This is a genomic window from Rahnella sp. BCC 1045 (genome assembly GCF_019049615.1).
GTDB lineage: Bacteria > Pseudomonadota > Gammaproteobacteria > Enterobacterales > Enterobacteriaceae > Rahnella > Rahnella contaminans.
The window spans coordinates 112,076-129,262 of the sequence record NZ_JAFMOZ010000131.1; the positions used below are offsets into that span (position 1 = coordinate 112,076).

Consider the following 17,187-nt stretch of genomic DNA (forward strand, 5'->3'; position numbering starts at 1 on the left):
TATGCCCGTATGTTTTCACAAACCATTCGGGAACCTTTAAAAATGGAATTTTCAGAAGTTTGTTACTGGTGAACTCCCCTTGTTTCCTCATTTGCGCCTGCCGTCACGCTCGCTAAGTGTTTCTTTATGTTAAATTTGTTAAAATATTTAGACAATTTTTGAGCGAAAAGCTTTTGCCGTGCGGCTTCCGCGCGGGTTGATGGTGTAATTTTAAGGAAACAATATGGGCATCACTCGTCGTGATTTTCTCAACGGTGTGGCTATTACGGTCACTGCCGGTATGACTCCGTTTGAGGCGCTCCGGGCTTCGCCGCAAACGGCCACGCAGTCGTTGTATTACCCGCCTTCCCTCACCGGGTTGCGTGGTAATCATCAGGGTTCTTACGAAGCGGCGCATATCCTCGGGCGCGAAGGCAAAAAGGTCGGGCCTTCCGGTTTGCCTGTTGAGGATGAGTTTGATCTGGTGGTGGTCGGGGCCGGGATCAGCGGGCTTGCGGCGGCGTGTTTCTGGCAGGAACAGCACGGTAAAGATCAGCGTATTTTGCTGCTCGATAACCATGATGATTTCGGCGGCCACGCCAAGCGTAATGAATTCCACGTCGAAGATAAAATGCTGCTGGGCTACGGCGGCAGCGAGTCCTTCCAGTCGCCGCGCACCAATTTCAGTCCGGTAGCAATGGGTCTGCTGAAAACCCTGAACGTCGATATCGAGAAGATGGCGAAAGACTTTGATCAGACGTTTTATCCTGATCTGCACCTGAGCCGCGGGGTGTATTTCGACCGTAAAAACTTCGGCGTCGATAAAATTGTCAGTGGCGATCCGGGTCGTGCGGTCGCAGATGATATCCCACCCGATCGCCTCAATGGCCGCGATATTACTGCATTCATCAGCGATTTCCCGCTGCCGGAATCAGACCGTCAGGCGCTGATTGCCCTGCACACTGAATCGAAAGATTATCTGCACGGCATGAGTCAGGAAGAAAAAACCGCCTGGGTCGACGGGCACAGTTATACCCAGTTTCTGCGCGAAAAAGTCGGGCTGAGTGAAATCGCTATCCGCTATTTCCAGCAGCGTACCAACGATTTTCAGGCGGTCGGAATTGATGCCACCTCTTGCAGCGACGCCCGCATCTGCGCCCTGCCGGGGCTGGAAGGCATGGGATTACCTCCGCTGGATGCCGAGTCGCTGGCCGATCTCGACGAGCCGTATATTTTCCACTTTCCGGACGGCAATGCTGGTTTAGCACGACTGATGGTTCGCCATCTGATCCCGGACGTGGCGCCGGGTAACACGATGGAAGATATCGTGCTGGCGAAATTCGATTACAGCCAGCTTGATAAAACCGGGCAGCCGGTGCGGCTTCGCCTGAACAGCACCGGGATGCATGTCGCCAACGTGGAACATGAAGGTAAACCGGCGGTAGAAGTGACGTACATGACCGGCAGCACGCTGCACCGGGTTCGCGCCGGTCAGGCGGTGATGGCCGGATACAATATGATGATCCCGTATCTGGTGCCGGAAATCCCTGAAGCGCAAAAAGCTGCGCTGAAAGAAAACGTCAAAGCCCCCCTGGTTTATTCAAAAGTGGTGATCCGTAACTGGCAGCCGTTTATTAAACTCGGCGTCCACGAGATTTATTCCCCCGCCGCGCCTTACAGTCGCGTGAAGCTCGATTATCCGGTGGATATGGGCGGCTATCAGCATCCGCGTGATCCGAATCAGCCGATTGGCCTGCATATGGTTTACGTGCCAACACTGCCGGGCAGCGGCCTCAGCCCGCGCGAACAGTCGCGTAAGGGGCGCGCGTTATTGCTTGGCACCTCGTTCGATGTGCATGAAAAGATGATCCGCGATCAGCTTCAGGGCATGTTCGGTGAAGCCGGTTTTGACCATCAGCGCGACATCATGGCGATCACCGTCAACCGCTGGTCGCACGGCTATTCCTATTTCCTCAGCGGGATGTTCGACGACGAAGAACAATCGCAGAAAACCATTCATCTGGCGCGTACACCGGTCGGACGTATCACCATCGCCAATTCAGATTCCGACTGGAGCCCGTACGCTAACTCGGCAGTGGATCAGGCCTGGCGGGCAGTGAATGAACTGACGGCCATGAAGAAGGTGAGCGCATGAAAAAGCTGATGATTTTTGCCACGCTGATGGCCACGGCGGGTTCTTCGATGGCGATGTCCGAAGGGGAATATGTCGCTAAATCCGCTGACTGCGCGGCCTGCCATACGTCGCCGCAGGGTAAAGATCTGACCGGTGGCGTGCGTTTCGCCACGCCGGTCGGTGAGATTTATTCCACCAATATCACGCCGGACATTCAGCACGGTATTGGCAGCTACAGTTTTGAAGAGTTCGACAAGGCGATGCGTAAAGGCATTGCCAGAGACGGTCATGCGCTCTATCCGGCGATGCCCTACACCTCTTACGTGAAAATGAGCACGAAAGACATGCGCGCGCTGTATGACTATCTGATGAAAGAGGTGAAACCGCAGCCCGTGGCTAACCGTGAAAATGACATCAGCTGGCCAATGTCGATGCGCTGGCCGCTGCGCGTGTGGAACAGCGTTTTCCTCGAAGACGGTGAGTTTATACCGCAGGCGGATAAGAGCGCGCAATGGAACCGGGGCGCTTATCTGGTGCAGGGTGCCGGACACTGCGGTGCCTGCCACACGCCGCGCGGCTGGGCACAACAGGAGAAAGCCGTCGATGAAAAGGACAGGGCATTTCTCAGCGGCGGCGAGCTCGATGGCTGGTCTGCGCCCTCCCTGCGGGGCCTGAAAATGAGTCAGTCGGAACTGGTGACGCTGCTGAAAACCGGTCGCAATACTCATGATGCGGTCAGCGGCCCGATGGGAGAAGTGATCACCAACAGCACGCAGTTTATGACCGATGACGATCTCAACAGCATGGCGGTTTATCTGCTCAGCCTGAAAGCTGAGCCGCAACCGGCACCGGCCAAAAAAGCCGTCGCGACACAAGCCGGACAACAGACGTTTATGCGTTATTGCTCGACCTGCCACGGTGTGAAAGGCGACGGGAAAGCGTTTGCCATTCCGGCACTGGCGGGCAATCTGACCGTCAATTCAGAGGATCCGCAAACATTACTGCGCGTGATCCTCTACGGAGCCCGGACACCGGTGACGGCAGAGCATATGTCCAACACCATGCCGGGCTACGGCTGGACGCTGACCGATCAGCAGGCCGCCGATCTCACCAATACCCTGCGCGCCAGCTGGGGAAATCAGGCAGCAGAAGTTACGCCGGGTGATGTGGCGAAGGCGAGGAAAGCGGGGAAATAAGGGTTTGTTTCACCGCAGGTAAAACGGGCTCAAACAGCTACTCCCCCTGGGAAGGGGGAGTTGACCGAGTTTTTATTATTTACCCACATCCCCGTTCCAGCCACCGCCTAATGCGGCGATTAGCTTAACGCTGGTGACCATCTGGGTGCTGAGCAGTGACAACACGCTTTGCTGCTGGGTCAGGCTGGTGTTTTCGGTGGTGGCAACGTCGAGATAGTCGATCATCCCGGCCTGATACTGGTTGTTGGTGACGCGCGCGGATTCTTTCGCGGAGTCGGCGGCGTTCTGGCGGGCAACAAGTTCGGTGTCGATCGTGTGCAGCTCGACCAGATAATCTTCCACCTCCTGCATCGCGGTTAACACGCTCTGGCGATAGCTCGCGACGTCGGCGTCATACGCGGCTTCGGCTTGCGCCACTTTGCCGCGGGTGGCGCCGAAATCCAGCACCGTCTGGCTGAGTTCCGGGCCTAAAGACCAGACACGGTTTGGCAGCGAGAACAGGTTATGTAACGCCGAACTGCTGAAACCGCCACTGGCGCTCAGGGTCAGATCAGGATAATACGCGGCAGTCGCCACACCGACGGCGGCATTGGAAGACGCCATGGTGCGTTCAGCCGCGGCGATATCAGGACGTCGCTGCAACAGCTGCGAGGGGATCGCGTCCGGCATCGCAGGCAGGTTCAGTTTCACGTCACGCGCGGCGAGGCTGAACTGGGCCGGTGGCTTGCCGATCAGCACCGCAATCGCATGTTCCAGCTGCGCGCGCTGCCATTGCAGGTCGAGTGCGGAAGCTTTGGTACTTTCAAGCTGCGTCTGCGCCTGAGCCAGCGTGGCGCGCGAGGTATTGCCGCCCGCGTACTGGTTCTGTATCACGGTCAGGTAGCGCTGATACGCATCGATACTTTGTTTGTACAGCGCGATTTGCTGATCCATCACGCGCAGCTGGAAATAATCCTGCGCCAGTTCAGACTGCGCACTGAGCGTCGCGTCAGCCAGATCGGCCTTGCTGGCCTGCGCGCTGGCATCCTGCTCTTCTGCCGTGCGGCGAAGTTTGCCCCAGAGATCCAGTTCCCAGCTGGCGCTCAGTTCTGCCGTTTGTTTGTTAGTGGCAGACGTCGATGTGCCGCTGCGCGTGCTGCCGGCGGTGGCATCCACGGAAGGATATAAGTCGGAACGCGCCTGCGTCACCAGCGCCTGTGCCTGACGGTACTGCGCGGCGTACTGCGCGACGTTCTGGTTGGAAATTTGTACCTGCGTCAGCAGCGATGACAGTTCAGGATCCTGATACACCGACCACCATTCACCTTTGGCCTGATTGTCTTTCGGAATAGCCGCCGTCCAGCCTTTGGCTTCTTTAAATGCCGTTGGCATCGCGACATCAGGCCGCTTGTAATCCGGGCCGACGGTACAGGCGCTGACCAGAAGTGCCAGCGCCAGCGGAACAAGACGGAACACTGGAGAACGCGGTTTTTGCAGAGTCATCGGATTCGCTTCAGGGTAAGAATTGATTGTTTTATCAGTCATTAGAGCTGACCTCCGGCGGTGTCACATGCGGGCGCAAACGGTGCCATAAACGGTGCGTCGCGCGGCTGGTGCGATCCATATACAGGTAAACCACCGGCGTGGTGAATAAGGTAAGGATTTGGCTCAGCGCCAGCCCGCCGGCGATCGCCAGACCCAGCGGACTGCGCAGATCTGCGTCACCGCCGCTGCCCAGCGCCAGCGGTAACGCCCCGAAGAAGGCCGCCAGCGTGGTCATCAGGATCGGACGAAAACGCATCAGACAGGCCTGGGTGATCGCCTGTTGCGGCGACAATCCGAGCCGTCGTTCGGCATCCAGCGCGAAGTCGATCATCATGATCGCATTCTTTTTCACGATACCGATCAACAGCAGGATCCCGATCAGTGCGATGACCGTCAGCTGAGTATTGGTCAGCAACATCAGCAACAACGCGCCCAGACCGGCCGACGGCAGCGTCGAAAGAATGGTCAGCGGATGAATGTAACTTTCATACAGCACGCCTAGCACGATATACACCGCCGCCAGCGCCGCCAGAATCAGCCACGGCATGGTTTTGGTCAGCGCTTCGAATGCCTGCGCCGTACCGGCGTAACTCCCGTGAATGGTGTCCGGCAAACCAATCTGCGCCATGGCGGTTTTCAGCGCGGCCTGCGCATCTTCCAGCGCATAACCATCCGCCAGGTTGAAGGCAATGGTCGTGGTCGCCGTCTGGCCCTGATGCGAAACCGACAGCGGCGAATTCGCCCCGCTGAACGTCGCAAAAGCGGATAACGGCACCTGCGCGCCCGCGTCGGTCACCACGTAAAGCTGGTGCAGCACATCCGGGTTGCTGGTGTAATCCGACGTCAGGTTCATGACGACGTGATACTGGTTCAGCGTTTTGTAGATGGTGGCGATCTGCCGCTGACTGAAGGAATTGTTGAGCAGCGCGTCGATCATTTTCACGTTCACGCCGAGCCGCGTGGCGCGATCGCGGTCGATGTTGAGCATGATTTCCTGCCCGCCGGTCTGCGAGTCCGAATCCACGCCGGTCAGCTGTGGCAGTTTCGCCAGCGCTTTCTGCACTTTCGGTGCCCATTCGCGCAGCAGAGAAAGATCGTCAGCCTGCAAACTGTACTGATATTGCGCGTTCGCGCTGCGTCCGCCGATATGCAGATCCTGCGCGGCCATCAGGAACAGCTGCGAGCCCGGCACTTTGGCGGTCGCCATCATCAGACGGTTAGCCACCTGATTGGCGGTCGCGGTGCGTTTGTCAAAATCTTTCAGGCGCACGAAGAAGGTGGCGGTGTTACGCGCACCAAACCCGCCGCTGCCCGCTGAACTCATAACGGCTTCTACCGCCGGATCGTCCTGAATGATCTTGCTGTATTTCAGCACCTGCGGCTGGATCGACTGAAATGACGTGTTCTGATCCGCACGCAGCATACCCATCAGCATGCCGGTGTCCTGATCCGGGAAGAAGCCTTTTTCCACCACGGTATAGAGATAGAAATTGAGGATCACGGTGAGGAACAGGCCGACCAGCGTGATGAGCTGATGGCGCATTACCCAACCGAGCGCGGCGGAATACGCCGCCAGCAGCCGGTTCAGGCCACGTTCGATCATCCGGTAAATGCGCGGCTGTCGTTTTTCCACCGGCGGTTTACGTTTCAGGAAACGGGCGCACAGCATGGGCGTGAGGCTCAGCGACACCAGCATCGAGATTATCAGCGAAACGCTGAGCGTGACCGCAAATTCGCGGAACAGACGCCCCACAATACTGCCCATCAGCAGGATCGGGATGAAAACGGCAATCAGCGAAAGCGTCATGGAGAGCACGGTAAAGCTGACTTCCTGCGCGCCTTTCAGCGCCGCGCGCACCGGCCCCATTCCTTCCTCTATGTGCCGCGTAATATTTTCCAGCACGACAATGGCGTCATCGACCACAAAGCCGGTAGAGATAATCAGCGCCATCAGCGAGAGGTTATCAAGGCTATAACCGAGTAAATACATCACCGCGCAGGTACCGATTAATGACACCGGCAGCGCCAGCGCGGGGATCAGCACCGCATTCCAGTTGCGCAGGAACACGAAAACGACCGCAATGACCAGCAGCGTGGCTTCCAGCAGGGTCATTTCAGTGTCGCGCAGGGAAGCGGAAACGTTCGGCGAGCGGTCGAGCGCCAGATTGAGCTGAACGTCGCCCGGCAGGCTTTCTTTCATCAGCGGCAGCGCGGCTTTAATGGCTTCGATGGTTTCCAGCATGTTCGCGCCAGCCTGACGCGTCACGCCAATCATTACCGACGGCGTGCTGTTGTAATAGCCGACGTTATATTTATCTTCAACGGAATCATAAACATTGGCGATATCGCTGAGGCGGATTGCCGAACCGTTGATGTAAGTAATAATCAGCGTTTTGTACTGTGCGGCGGTACTTTGCTGGCCGTTGCCTTCAATCATCCACGACTGATTCGCGCCTTGTAGTAACCCTTTCGGCAAATTGCTGGTGCTGTTGGCAATCGCGGTGCGGATGGTGTCGAGGGAAATGCCGTAAGACGTCACCGCCTCCGGGCGCAAATCAATACGCACGCCCGGCAGCGCGGAACCGACCAGAGAAACCTGCCCGACGCCGTTGACCTGTGCGATTTTCTGTTGCAGCTGGCTGGAGGCAATATCGTACAGCTCCCCCTTGCTGCGCGTGGCCGACGTCAGCGCCAGCATGATGATGGGCGCATCCGACGGGTTGGCTTTGCGGTACGTCGGCAGCGACGGCATGCTGCTGGGTAATAACGAGCGCGAGGCGTTGATCGCCGCCTGCACATCGCGGGCGGCACCGTTAATGTCACGGTCTAAATCGAACTGCAAAATGACGCTGGTGGAGCTTTGCGAGCTGCGCGAGGTCATTTCCGTCACACCGGCGATTTGCCCGAGCGCCCTTTCCAGCGGCGTGGCGACGGTGGCCGCCATGGTTTCAGGGCTGGCACCCGGCAGGCTCGCGCTTACCAGAATGGTCGGGAAATCCACCTGCGGCAGCGGCGCGACCGGCAACAGGCGATACCCCAGCAAACCGAGCAGGAGGATCGCCAGCGTCAGCAGCAGTGTCGCGACCGGGCGGAAAATGAAGAAACGCGAGATGTTCATCGGTTATTCCGCCCGCTGTGCTGCACGCCGGTGACGTGGGTTAAGGCGGTGAGATAAACGGTCAAACATCAGGTAGATCACCGGCGTGGAGAACAGCGTCAGGATCTGACTGAAGATTAACCCGCCGACGATCACCAGCCCCAGCGGCTGACGCAGCTCGGCGCCGGATCCGCTCGCCAGCATCAGCGGCAGCGCCCCCAGCAATGCCGCCATAGTCGTCATCATGATCGGACGAAAACGTAATAAACACGCCTGATGGATGGCTTCGCGCGGCGATAAGCCCTGCCGGTTTTCGGCGTCGAGCGCAAAGTCGATCATCATAATGGCGTTCTTTTTCACGATCCCGATCAGCAGGATCACCCCGATCAGGGCGATCAGGCTGAATTCCGTTCCGGCGAAGATCAGCGACAGCAACGCGCCTACGGCCGCCGACGGCAGCGTGGACAGGATCGTCACCGGGTGAATGAAGCTTTCGTACAGAATGCCCAGCACCACATACATGGTCAGCAGCGCAGCGAGAATCAGCCACAGCGTATTGCCGGTGGCACTTTCAAACGACGCAGCCGCGCCCTGATAACGCAGGGTGATGCTGTCCGGCATGGCGATATCCGCCACGGTCGTTTTGATGGCCTGCTGCGCCTGTTCCAGCGAATAGCCGTCTTTCAGGTTGAACGATACGGTTACCGCCGGGAACTGATTCAGACGCGCCTGCAACAGCGCACCGGTGCGCATATGAATTTGCGCAATCGACGTCAGCTTGATCATGCCGTTGGTCGCGCCGGAATTGGTGGTGGTCGCACCGCTGTCGGACGTCGTTGTTGAAGCCGTCGTCGCCGTGGTCGCCACCGTGCCGGACGTGGACGTGCTGTTGTTGGTCGCCAGATATACATCATCAAACGAGGCCGGAGACTGCTGGAACTGCGGTGCCACTTCGAGCACGACGCGGTACTGGTTTGCCTGGGTAAAGATAGTGGAAACCAGACGCTGACCGAAGGCGTTATACAGCGCGGTATCGACGTCTGACGCCGTAATGCCGTAACGCGCAGCGGCATCGCGGTCGAGTTCGACATACGCAATCTGCCCCTGATTTTGCAGGTTGCTGACCACGTCGCTGAACTCCGGCAGCGCGCTGAGTTTTTCCAGCAACTTCGGCGTCCATTCCACCAGATTTTCGCTGTCGGCGTCGTCGAGTGTGAACTGGTACTGGCTTGGCGTGACCTGGTCGTCAACGGTCAGATCCTGAGAGGCCTGCATATAAAGCTCAATGCCCGGCACGCCTGCGGTTTCCTGTTTCAGGCGTTCGATAATCGCCGGTGCGCGCTCGCTGCGCTCATCAAAAGATTTCAGGCTGATCTGCAAACGTCCGCTGTTCAGGCTGGTGTTATTGCCGTCCACGCCGATGGTGGAGGCCACACTTTCGACGTCCGGATCGTTGAGGATTGCCGCCGTCAGTAACTGCTGCCGACGCCCCATTTCACTGAAAGAAACGTCCTGCGATGCCTGCGTGATGCCCTGGATCATCCCGGTATCCTGCGACGGGAAGAACCCTTTCGGCACAATCACATACAACAGCGCGGTAAAGACCAACGTCGCGGCCGCCACCAGCAGCGTGAGCTTCTGGTGATTGAGCACGACGATCAGCATGCGGTCGTAAGCGGCAATCATTTTGTCGAAGAACTCGCCGCCTTTGCGGTAAAACTTACTCTGTTTTTCTTCCGGCGTGTGGCGCAGTAAATAGGCGCACAGCATCGGAGTCAGCGTCAGGGAAACAATCATTGACACCAGAATCGACACCGCCAGCGTGATCGCAAATTCACGGAACAGACGCCCGACGACGTCCCCCATAAACAGCAGCGGGATCAGTACGGCGATCAGCGAGAATGTCAGGGAAATAATGGTGAAGCCGATTTGCTGTGAACCTTTCAGCGCCGCCTGCATCGGCGTTTCGCCCTCTTCCAGCCGCCGCGAAATGTTTTCCACCACCACGATGGCGTCATCAATAACGAAACCGGTGGCGATGGTCAGCGCCATCAGCGAAAGGTTGTTGAGGCTGAAACCACACAGGTACATCACGCCAAAGGTGCCAACCAGCGAAAGCGGCACGGCCACGCTTGGGATGAGTGTTGCCGCAACATTGCGCAGGAACAGAAAAGTGACCATCACAACCAGCGCAATCGACAACAACAATTCGAACTGAACGTCGCTGATCGACGCGCGAATGGTTTGCGTCCGGTCAGACAAAATGCTGACTTTGACCGATTCCGGCAGGGCTTCCTGCAATTTCGGCAACTGCGCTTTAATGGCATCCACAACCTGAATCACGTTCGCGCCCGGCTGACGCTGAACGCTGATAATGATCGCTGGCTGTTTGTTGGCCCAGGCGGATAAATACTGGTTTTCCGGTGCTTCGGACAACGTTGCCACATCGCGTAAACGCAGCGCCGCGCCGTTTTCATAATTCACAATCAGATTGCCGTACTCATCCGCCGTGCGCAGCTGATCGTTGGCATCGATAGTGATCGAGTGATGCGGGCCGTCGAAACCGCCTTTAGAACCGTTAACGTTGCTGTTACCGATCAGCGTATTAATGGTTTCCAGGCTGATGTTGTGCGCCGCCAGTTTGCGCGGATCGGCTTGCACGCGTATAGCCGGCTGGTGCCCGCCTGCGAGTGTCACCATACCGACGCCGGAAATCTGCGACAATTTCAGCGCCACGCGGGTATTCACCAGATCCTGCACTTTGGTCAGCGGCAGCGATTCGGACGTGGCCGCCAGCGTCAGTACCGCGGCATCCGCCGGGTTAACCTTTTTATAGGTCGGTGGATTCGGCAGATCGCTGGGCAGCAGGCTGTCGGCGGCGTTGATCGCCGCCTGCACTTCCTGTTCGGCGACGTCGAGCGAGAGATCCAGCGAGAATTTCAGCGTGATTATTGAAGAACCGCTGGCGCTGGTGGAATACATCTGGCTCAGACCCGCCATCTGGCCGAGCTGGCGTTCAAGCGGAGCGGTGATGCCCGACGCCATAACGTCCGGGCTGGCGCCCGGATACAGCGTGGTTACCTGAATGGTCGGATAATCAACCTGCGGCAGCGCCGAGGTCGAAAGCATGTTGTAGGCAAAAATCCCCGACAACAGCACGGCGACCATCAGCAAAATGGTCGCGACCGGCCGGAGAATAAAGAGGCGTGAAGGATTCATTTAGACCCGCTGTCTTTACCGGCTTCGTTTTTACCCGCGACAGCGTTGTCAGCGCCGGTGGTCGCTTTATCCACGCCGCCACTTTGCTGACGTTCTTTTGAAGAACCACCCGCTGCGGCCGCATCCAGTGAATTCGCCGTCACGATCTGAACTTTCGCGCCGTTGGTCAGGCGGTCAATCCCCGTCGTCACCACCTGTTCGCCGGGATTCACACCCGATAAAATCGCGACCTTATCGTCACCGAAGTCCGGGCCGGATTTCACTGAACGGCGCTCAATGGTGTTATCGGCTTTCACCACGTAAACGAAATCGCCGTCGCTGCTCAGCTGCAATGCTGCCGCCGGGATCACCGTGGCGTCTTTCAGCACGGACACCTGCAAACGGGCATTCACAAACTGGTTCGGATACAGCTTTTCATCGGCATTATCAAACAGCGCTTTCAGCTTGATGCTGCCGGTGCTGGTGTCAATTTCGTTACTGATAAACTGGAGTTTGCCCTGATCGAGGACTTCGCTGCCGTCCTGATTAAACGCCGTGGTCGGCAGCTGATTTCCGCCGCGCAGCGCTTTGAGTAAGGTTTGCAGATTGCTCTGCGGCACGCTGAAGGTGACGGCAATCGGCTGAGTTTGGGTGATCGTGACGATACCGGTGGTAGAACTGCTGGTGACCATATTGCCCGGATCAACCAGACGCAAACCGACGTGCCCGCTGACCGGTGCGGTGATTTTCGCGAATTCAAGATTCAGCTTGGCCGCCGCGATTTGTGCCAGATCGGCTTTCACAGCGCCCGCATACTGACCGGCGGTCGCAATCTGGCTTTCCAGATCCTGACGCGCTAAGGAATCCTGCGCATACAGTTTGCGGTAACGCGCTAACGTCAGTTCAGCACTTTTCGACAACGCCTGATTCTGCGCCAGATCGCCCTGATATTGTTCCAGCGTCGCCTGATAGCTGCGCGGATCAATCTGCGCCAGCAACTGCCCTTGCGCGACTTTCTGCCCTTCGGTGAAATACACCTTCATTAACTGGCCATCAACCCGGCTGGTCACCGTCACGGTCGCATTCGCCACCACCGTACCCAGCGCACGCAAATAAACAGGGACATCCGCCTGCGTGGCTTTTCCTGCCTGCACCGGTGTATCCATGCCCATCATCATCTGACCGCGCATCGCCCGCATACCGCCGCGGCCGCCCGCCCCTTTTTTTGCCGTGTGATCAGACGCGCTTTGGTGGAAAGCAAAAAACCAGACCAGGATCGCAGCAACGATAATGGCGACGATAACCCACACAAGGGTGCGTTTTTTGGAACGAGAAGAGGCAGTCGGCAGCATAAATTTCTTGGTTTCGCAGTATTAATGAGGAGAAAACAGCTGAAATAAGACCTTCAACCAGAGATTTTCTTATGTACTTCATTCAAAAGTGACAGCGCATTATCCCTAAAAGTGCAGGTGGCTGTTTTTAGGACAACGTAAAGATTTCGTTAGCAATTAAGAAATTCCATTTCAATCGCCCGCGTGAATTATACGCGCTAATTTTGCCTCCAAGCATCCCCAATGTTAAGAGGTAAATGAGAATGAATATTGAAGACGCTGACAGAAAAGTATCAGGAAGTGTCAGGTCATCTCGAAATTTTGTCAGGAAAACGCAGGGTTAGGATAGAAAATGACCTGTCATACCACCTCAACGGGTGATAAAACCAGAGGTAAATCCTGAAAATTAGACCTATTGATAATTTATATTGTTTGCGCTGACCCCGACTTGATATGGTGATTTTTCTGATTGTTTTTCATCTTCATGGCAGGAATTCAGAAGAATGCAGACAAAATTTCAATCCAGACCGGTCATCGGTGTCACATTGGACAGTGAAGACGCCGGTGGTTACGCCGATTTTCCCTGGTATGCGTTACGTCAGAATTACATGAGCAGCCTGGCCGGGCTGGGCGCGGTGCCACTGGCATTGCCGCATCACGCAGAACTGGCCGACGAATATCTGGCGCTGTGCGACGGAATTGTCGTGACCGGCGGCGCGTTTGATGTCCCGCCGGAGTTGTTTAACGAAACGCAAAACAGCGATCAGGTTCGCCTGAAACCGGGCCGCACTGAATTCGAAAAGGCCATCGTCAAAGGCGCCATGCAGCGCAATATGCCGCTGCTGGGTATTTGCGGCGGTCAGCAACTGCTGGCCGTTTTAACCGGCGGCACGCTGCATCAGCATATTCCCGATGCACTGCCCGACGCGCTGGAACACAGCACGACGGTGGATACCGAAAATGCCGGTGGCAAGAAACGCGCGCGGCATCCGGTTGAAATTGTTGAAGGCACATTATTGAGCCGTTCGGTCGACCGTGATCATTATGAAGTGAACAGCTCACATCATCAGGCGGTGAAAACCGTCGGGCCGGGCAGCATCGTCAACGCGCATGCACCGGACGGCGTGATCGAAGGCATTGAGTGCGAAGGGTATGATTTCTGCCTGGGCGTGCAATGGCACCCGGAATATCTGCAACATCAGCAGGATACGCAGTTGCTTAACGCGTTTGTCGCGGCCGCGTCGCGCTACCAGCAGGCGATGCGCTCCGCCGGTAAAGCGATGACAGAAGTGATGACCGATGTGATTGCACGTACCGGAAACGAACAGGCATGAATCAGGCGGCGCTGAAAGCCAGAACCGATCAGAAGCTGCGCGAGCTGAATATCGACCCGGCGGTTATCGCGCACCGCACGCTGCCGTACTTTGAAGAAGTCAGTGAGCACTTACTGGTGGACGCAGAAACGGATGCTGTTACCGGTAAAATCTACCGGCTGATCGCGCCCGCCACTCAGGCATGGCGCGAGATGAAACGGCAGGCCGCCGCCGACGGCGTGGACATTTATCTGGTTTCCGCCTGGCGCAGCCTTGATTATCAGGCCGGTTTAATCCGCACTAAGCAAGCTGCCGGGATCGCGCCGGAAGACTTTTTCACATCGCTGGCACCGCCGGGATGCAGTGAACATCACACCGGCTGCGCCGTGGACATCAACACTCCCGGCTGCGACGAAGTCACCGGTATCTTCGGTGAAACCGATGCTTTCCGCTGGCTTGAAGCCAGCGCCGCGCGCTTTGGCTTTATGATGTCCTTTCCGCCGGATAATCCGTGGGGATTCATTTACGAACCCTGGCACTGGTGCTGGCATCCGGCAAAAAAGTGAGTGACGCCCGTCACATCTGCCATAACTAAAATTGTCCCCAAAACATTTATCTGTTAGGCCAATTTTCTGTTTCATTTTTAGAACAAATAAAACACACTATGCCTTCAGAAGGCCTTCCGCGTCGAAGGCTTGATCTTTACACCTTCTTAAAAAGTCATAAATTTCAATGCAATCAGATACCGTTTCGCGCAGGACAGCATGGCTTCGCGTTGTGATGATGGCTATAGCCGCGTTCATCTTCAACACCACTGAATTTGTGCCTGTCGGGCTGCTCTCCGACATCGCCGCCAGTTTCCATATGCAGACGGCGCAGGTCGGCCTGATGCTCACCATCTATGCATGGGTCGTCGCGCTGATGTCGCTGCCACTGATGCTGCTGACCCGTAACGTTGAGCGAAAGCGTCTACTGATCGCGATTTTTATCCTGTTTATCGTCAGCCACATTTTATCCGTCGTCGCCTGGGATTTCTGGAGTCTGGTCGCGTCACGCGTCGGTATCGCACTCGCCCACGCCATTTTCTGGTCGATTACGGCCTCGCTGGCGATCCGTGTCGCCCCGGCCGGTAAAAAAACGCAAGCGCTGAGTATGTTAGCCACCGGCACCGCGCTGGCGATGGTGCTCGGGCTGCCGCTCGGGCGTCTGATTGGTCAGTATCTCGGCTGGCGCACCACGTTCATGAGCATCGGCGTCGTCGCGCTGCTGACGCTGATTTGCCTGATTAAATTGCTGCCGCCGCTGCCAAGTGAGCATACCGGTTCGCTGAAAAGCGTACCGATGTTATTCCGACGTCCGGCGCTGGTAGGGATGTATGTCCTGACCGCGCTGATAGTGACTGCTCACTATACGGCGTACAGCTATATCGAGCCGTTTATCCAGACCGTCGCGAATATGGGTGAAAACTTCACCACGTTTCTGCTGCTGATCTTCGGCGGTGCAGGGATTTTCGGCAGTATCCTTTTCAGCGTGCTCGGTAACCGTTTCCCGGCCGCCATGCTCAGCGGGCCTATTCTGATGGTGACGCTCAGCATGTTGTTACTGTTTGTCGCGGCGATGAATCCGGTCGCTATTTCAATACTTTGCGTCATCTGGGGGCTGGCAATGATGATTATCGGCCTGGCGATGCAGGTGCGCGTGCTGGCACTGGCGACCGATGCGACCGACGTTTCGATGTCACTGCTTTCCGGCATCTACAATATCGGCATCGGCGCGGGCGCGCTGATTGGTAATCAGGTGAGTTTGCATCTTGAAATGAGCAACGTCGGTTATGCCGGTGGCCTTCTCGGGTGTATCGCGTTTGGCTGGTGTCTGACGATTTTCAAACGCTACCCGCAGCTGAAAATTACGAGCTGATTCGGTAAGAATGTTTCAAAAAAAAGCCCAAATGCGATCCCTGCATTCGGGCTTTTTTGTTTAACGTAACAATTTCAGATTTCCTATCAGCGATTTAATCCACTTCTCCGGCCCGACAAAACCGACGCCATCCAGCACTTCATCGTATAAATCCCGCAACGGGAAAGCTTGTTCGTATTCCTCAAACGTATGCATCGTGCGGGCAAATACCGGGAATGGCACAACACTGCACTCCCCTTTCGCTTCAAGCGCTTTAAACATCAGTGCCTTAATGTGATCCGGCGTCGCCTGTAAAATTGGCAGCGAATGGCCTGCCAGCATCGGAAATTTTGCCGCCAGACCGATACCAATCACTCCCGCCGTATTCGCCAGTAAACCGTGCGGAAGCTCAGGATTGAGGATAATTGCCACCCGGAGAGTGTCTGCCATGTTTGCGCCCTTTTCATCGTTATGGATGCAAAAATCATAACCGTCTGCGACTGAAAGGTGCTTTCTTTTATCGCTGTAAAATGCCCTAATCTGGTCATTCCTTTCCGAAAGCACTCAATAACAGGCAAATTATGTCCACATCAGAAATTTTACCGGCAGACATTCGCATTCTCAGGCAACTTCAAAAATCGGGGCGCATGACCAACCAGGAGCTGGCCGAAAAAGCCGGCATGGCGGCGTCGCCCTGCTGGCGGCGGATGAAACAACTGGAAGAGAACGGCGTGATCACCGGTTATCAGGCCAATATCGACAGAAAAAAAATCGGCCTCGGACTGCTGGCGTTTATTCGCGTGAAAATTGACAGCCACAGCGAGGAAGATGCACAGCGTTTTGAGCAGCAGGTAGGCGCGTTGCCGCCAGTGATTGCCTGTTATGCAATTGCCGGTGACGCAGATTTTTTGTTGCAGGTGGTGGCGAAAGATCTCGACAGTTTTTCCAGTTTTGCGATGGAAGTCGTGCGGCGTTTACCGGGGATTAAAGAGATGCAGACTTCGTTCGTGCTGCGGGAAGTCAAACCGCTGGATGCGTTGCCGCTGGACGGTTTATAGCCCGCTGCCCGGCGGCACGGATTATTTCCTGCGCAACGTGACGCGCTTTTTTACCGCCTTGGCGCAACCGGGTTTTGCCCAGACTGGCAAGGAATATATGCCCGGCCCTTATGCTGTCAAACATAATTCAGTCATTATGCGTATTCTCAACGATAAATAGATCACATAACTACTACCGGAAATCATTCCGGCCTCGCCAGCTAACAGGCTTTTAGCTCTGATAAGGCAGCGTCACATTCTCAGGGGCAAACGGTGAAACACATTTTCTATAGCAAAACAAATAAAGTATCCGTAAGTAGTGTTAATGGGAATTTATAATCACTCCATTCAGTATTTTAAGAAATTTTCTGTAAATTATTCAGAATTTTCTTTCCACATCCCAAATGACTTAAGTTTTTCACGATAACATCCCCCTAAGATATAAAAACAGGAAGGTAACCCTCACTTATTATAATAAAAAG

11 protein-coding genes are annotated in these 17,187 nt (G+C 55.9%); 6 read left to right on the top strand and 5 right to left on the bottom strand.

The features are described 5' to 3' along the window. Positions 1-223 precede the first annotated feature (223 nt). Both J1782_RS15635 and J1782_RS15640 read left to right on the top strand, forming a co-directional pair. Positions 224-2,134: an FAD/NAD(P)-binding protein gene (locus tag J1782_RS15635; protein WP_217153479.1), complete on the top strand. Its 1,911-nt coding sequence runs from the start codon at positions 224-226 to the stop codon at positions 2,132-2,134. Continuing rightward, a complete protein-coding gene (locus J1782_RS15640; RefSeq protein WP_217153480.1) occupies positions 2,131-3,309 on the top strand; it encodes a cytochrome c in 1,179 nt (392 codons plus the stop codon). The genes J1782_RS15635 and J1782_RS15640 overlap by 4 nt, the downstream gene beginning before the upstream one ends. Positions 3,310-3,384: 75 nt before the next feature. Here the strand turns inward: J1782_RS15640 and J1782_RS15645 are convergent, their stop codons facing one another. Genes J1782_RS15645 through J1782_RS15660 form a run of 4 tightly spaced genes read right to left on the bottom strand, consistent with a single transcriptional unit; the run spans position 3,385 to position 12,480 of the window. Next, complete coding sequence (locus tag J1782_RS15645) at positions 3,385-4,833, bottom strand: efflux transporter outer membrane subunit (protein ID WP_371819788.1); 1,449 nt, start codon at positions 4,831-4,833, stop codon at positions 3,385-3,387. Next, positions 4,826-7,951, bottom strand: coding sequence for an efflux RND transporter permease subunit (locus J1782_RS15650; RefSeq protein ID WP_217153481.1), 3,126 nt, complete (start codon positions 7,949-7,951; stop codon positions 4,826-4,828). Before J1782_RS15650 ends, J1782_RS15645 begins: the two co-directional genes overlap by 8 nt. A 3-nt stretch (positions 7,952-7,954) precedes the next feature. After that, a complete protein-coding gene (locus tag J1782_RS15655) occupies positions 7,955-11,149 on the bottom strand; it encodes an efflux RND transporter permease subunit (protein WP_217153482.1) in 3,195 nt (1,064 codons plus the stop codon). Continuing rightward, entirely contained in the window at positions 11,146-12,480 is a 1,335-nt protein-coding gene (locus tag J1782_RS15660) for an MdtA/MuxA family multidrug efflux RND transporter periplasmic adaptor subunit (protein WP_165061679.1), read from the bottom strand. The genes J1782_RS15655 and J1782_RS15660 overlap by 4 nt, the downstream gene beginning before the upstream one ends. 482 nt (positions 12,481-12,962) lie before the next feature. On the opposite strand from J1782_RS15660, the gene J1782_RS15665 reads away from it, so the two are divergent. From J1782_RS15665 to J1782_RS15675, 3 genes are all read left to right on the top strand, one after another. Continuing rightward, a complete protein-coding gene (locus J1782_RS15665; protein ID WP_152325396.1) occupies positions 12,963-13,793 on the top strand; it encodes a gamma-glutamyl-gamma-aminobutyrate hydrolase family protein in 831 nt (276 codons plus the stop codon). Continuing rightward, positions 13,790-14,338: a D-alanyl-D-alanine carboxypeptidase family protein gene (locus tag J1782_RS15670; protein ID WP_217153483.1), complete on the top strand. Its 549-nt coding sequence runs from the start codon at positions 13,790-13,792 to the stop codon at positions 14,336-14,338. The genes J1782_RS15665 and J1782_RS15670 overlap by 4 nt, the downstream gene beginning before the upstream one ends. 166 nt (positions 14,339-14,504) lie before the next feature. Further along, positions 14,505-15,689 (top strand): sugar transporter, encoded by a 1,185-nt coding sequence (locus J1782_RS15675; RefSeq protein ID WP_217153484.1) that lies wholly within the window; start codon positions 14,505-14,507, stop codon positions 15,687-15,689. Between the two features lie 60 nt (positions 15,690-15,749). On the opposite strand, the gene J1782_RS15680 is transcribed toward J1782_RS15675, so the two are convergent. Next, on the bottom strand, positions 15,750-16,118 hold the full coding sequence (locus J1782_RS15680) for a DUF2000 domain-containing protein (protein ID WP_217153485.1): 369 nt from the start codon (positions 16,116-16,118) through the stop codon (positions 15,750-15,752). Between the two features lie 131 nt (positions 16,119-16,249). Between J1782_RS15680 and J1782_RS15685 the strand changes: the two genes are divergently transcribed. Continuing rightward, on the top strand, positions 16,250-16,726 hold the full coding sequence (locus tag J1782_RS15685; protein ID WP_152325392.1) for an Lrp/AsnC family transcriptional regulator: 477 nt from the start codon (positions 16,250-16,252) through the stop codon (positions 16,724-16,726). The last annotated feature ends 461 nt before the right edge of the window (positions 16,727-17,187 follow it).

Coding starts and splice junctions, on each gene's coding strand:
- J1782_RS15660 (WP_165061679.1), bottom strand. CDS start 12,480: ATGCTGCCGACTGCCTCTTCTCGTTCCAAAAAACGCACCCTTGTGTGG.
- J1782_RS15645 (WP_371819788.1), bottom strand. CDS start 4,833: ATGACTGATAAAACAATCAATTCTTACCCTGAAGCGAATCCGATGACT.
- J1782_RS15685 (WP_152325392.1), top strand. CDS start 16,250: ATGTCCACATCAGAAATTTTACCGGCAGACATTCGCATTCTCAGGCAA.
- J1782_RS15675 (WP_217153484.1), top strand. CDS start 14,505: ATGCAATCAGATACCGTTTCGCGCAGGACAGCATGGCTTCGCGTTGTG.
- J1782_RS15635 (WP_217153479.1), top strand. CDS start 224: ATGGGCATCACTCGTCGTGATTTTCTCAACGGTGTGGCTATTACGGTC.
- J1782_RS15680 (WP_217153485.1), bottom strand. CDS start 16,118: ATGGCAGACACTCTCCGGGTGGCAATTATCCTCAATCCTGAGCTTCCG.
- J1782_RS15640 (WP_217153480.1), top strand. CDS start 2,131: ATGAAAAAGCTGATGATTTTTGCCACGCTGATGGCCACGGCGGGTTCT.
- J1782_RS15650 (WP_217153481.1), bottom strand. CDS start 7,951: ATGAACATCTCGCGTTTCTTCATTTTCCGCCCGGTCGCGACACTGCTG.
- J1782_RS15655 (WP_217153482.1), bottom strand. CDS start 11,149: ATGAATCCTTCACGCCTCTTTATTCTCCGGCCGGTCGCGACCATTTTG.
- J1782_RS15665 (WP_152325396.1), top strand. CDS start 12,963: ATGCAGACAAAATTTCAATCCAGACCGGTCATCGGTGTCACATTGGAC.
- J1782_RS15670 (WP_217153483.1), top strand. CDS start 13,790: ATGAATCAGGCGGCGCTGAAAGCCAGAACCGATCAGAAGCTGCGCGAG.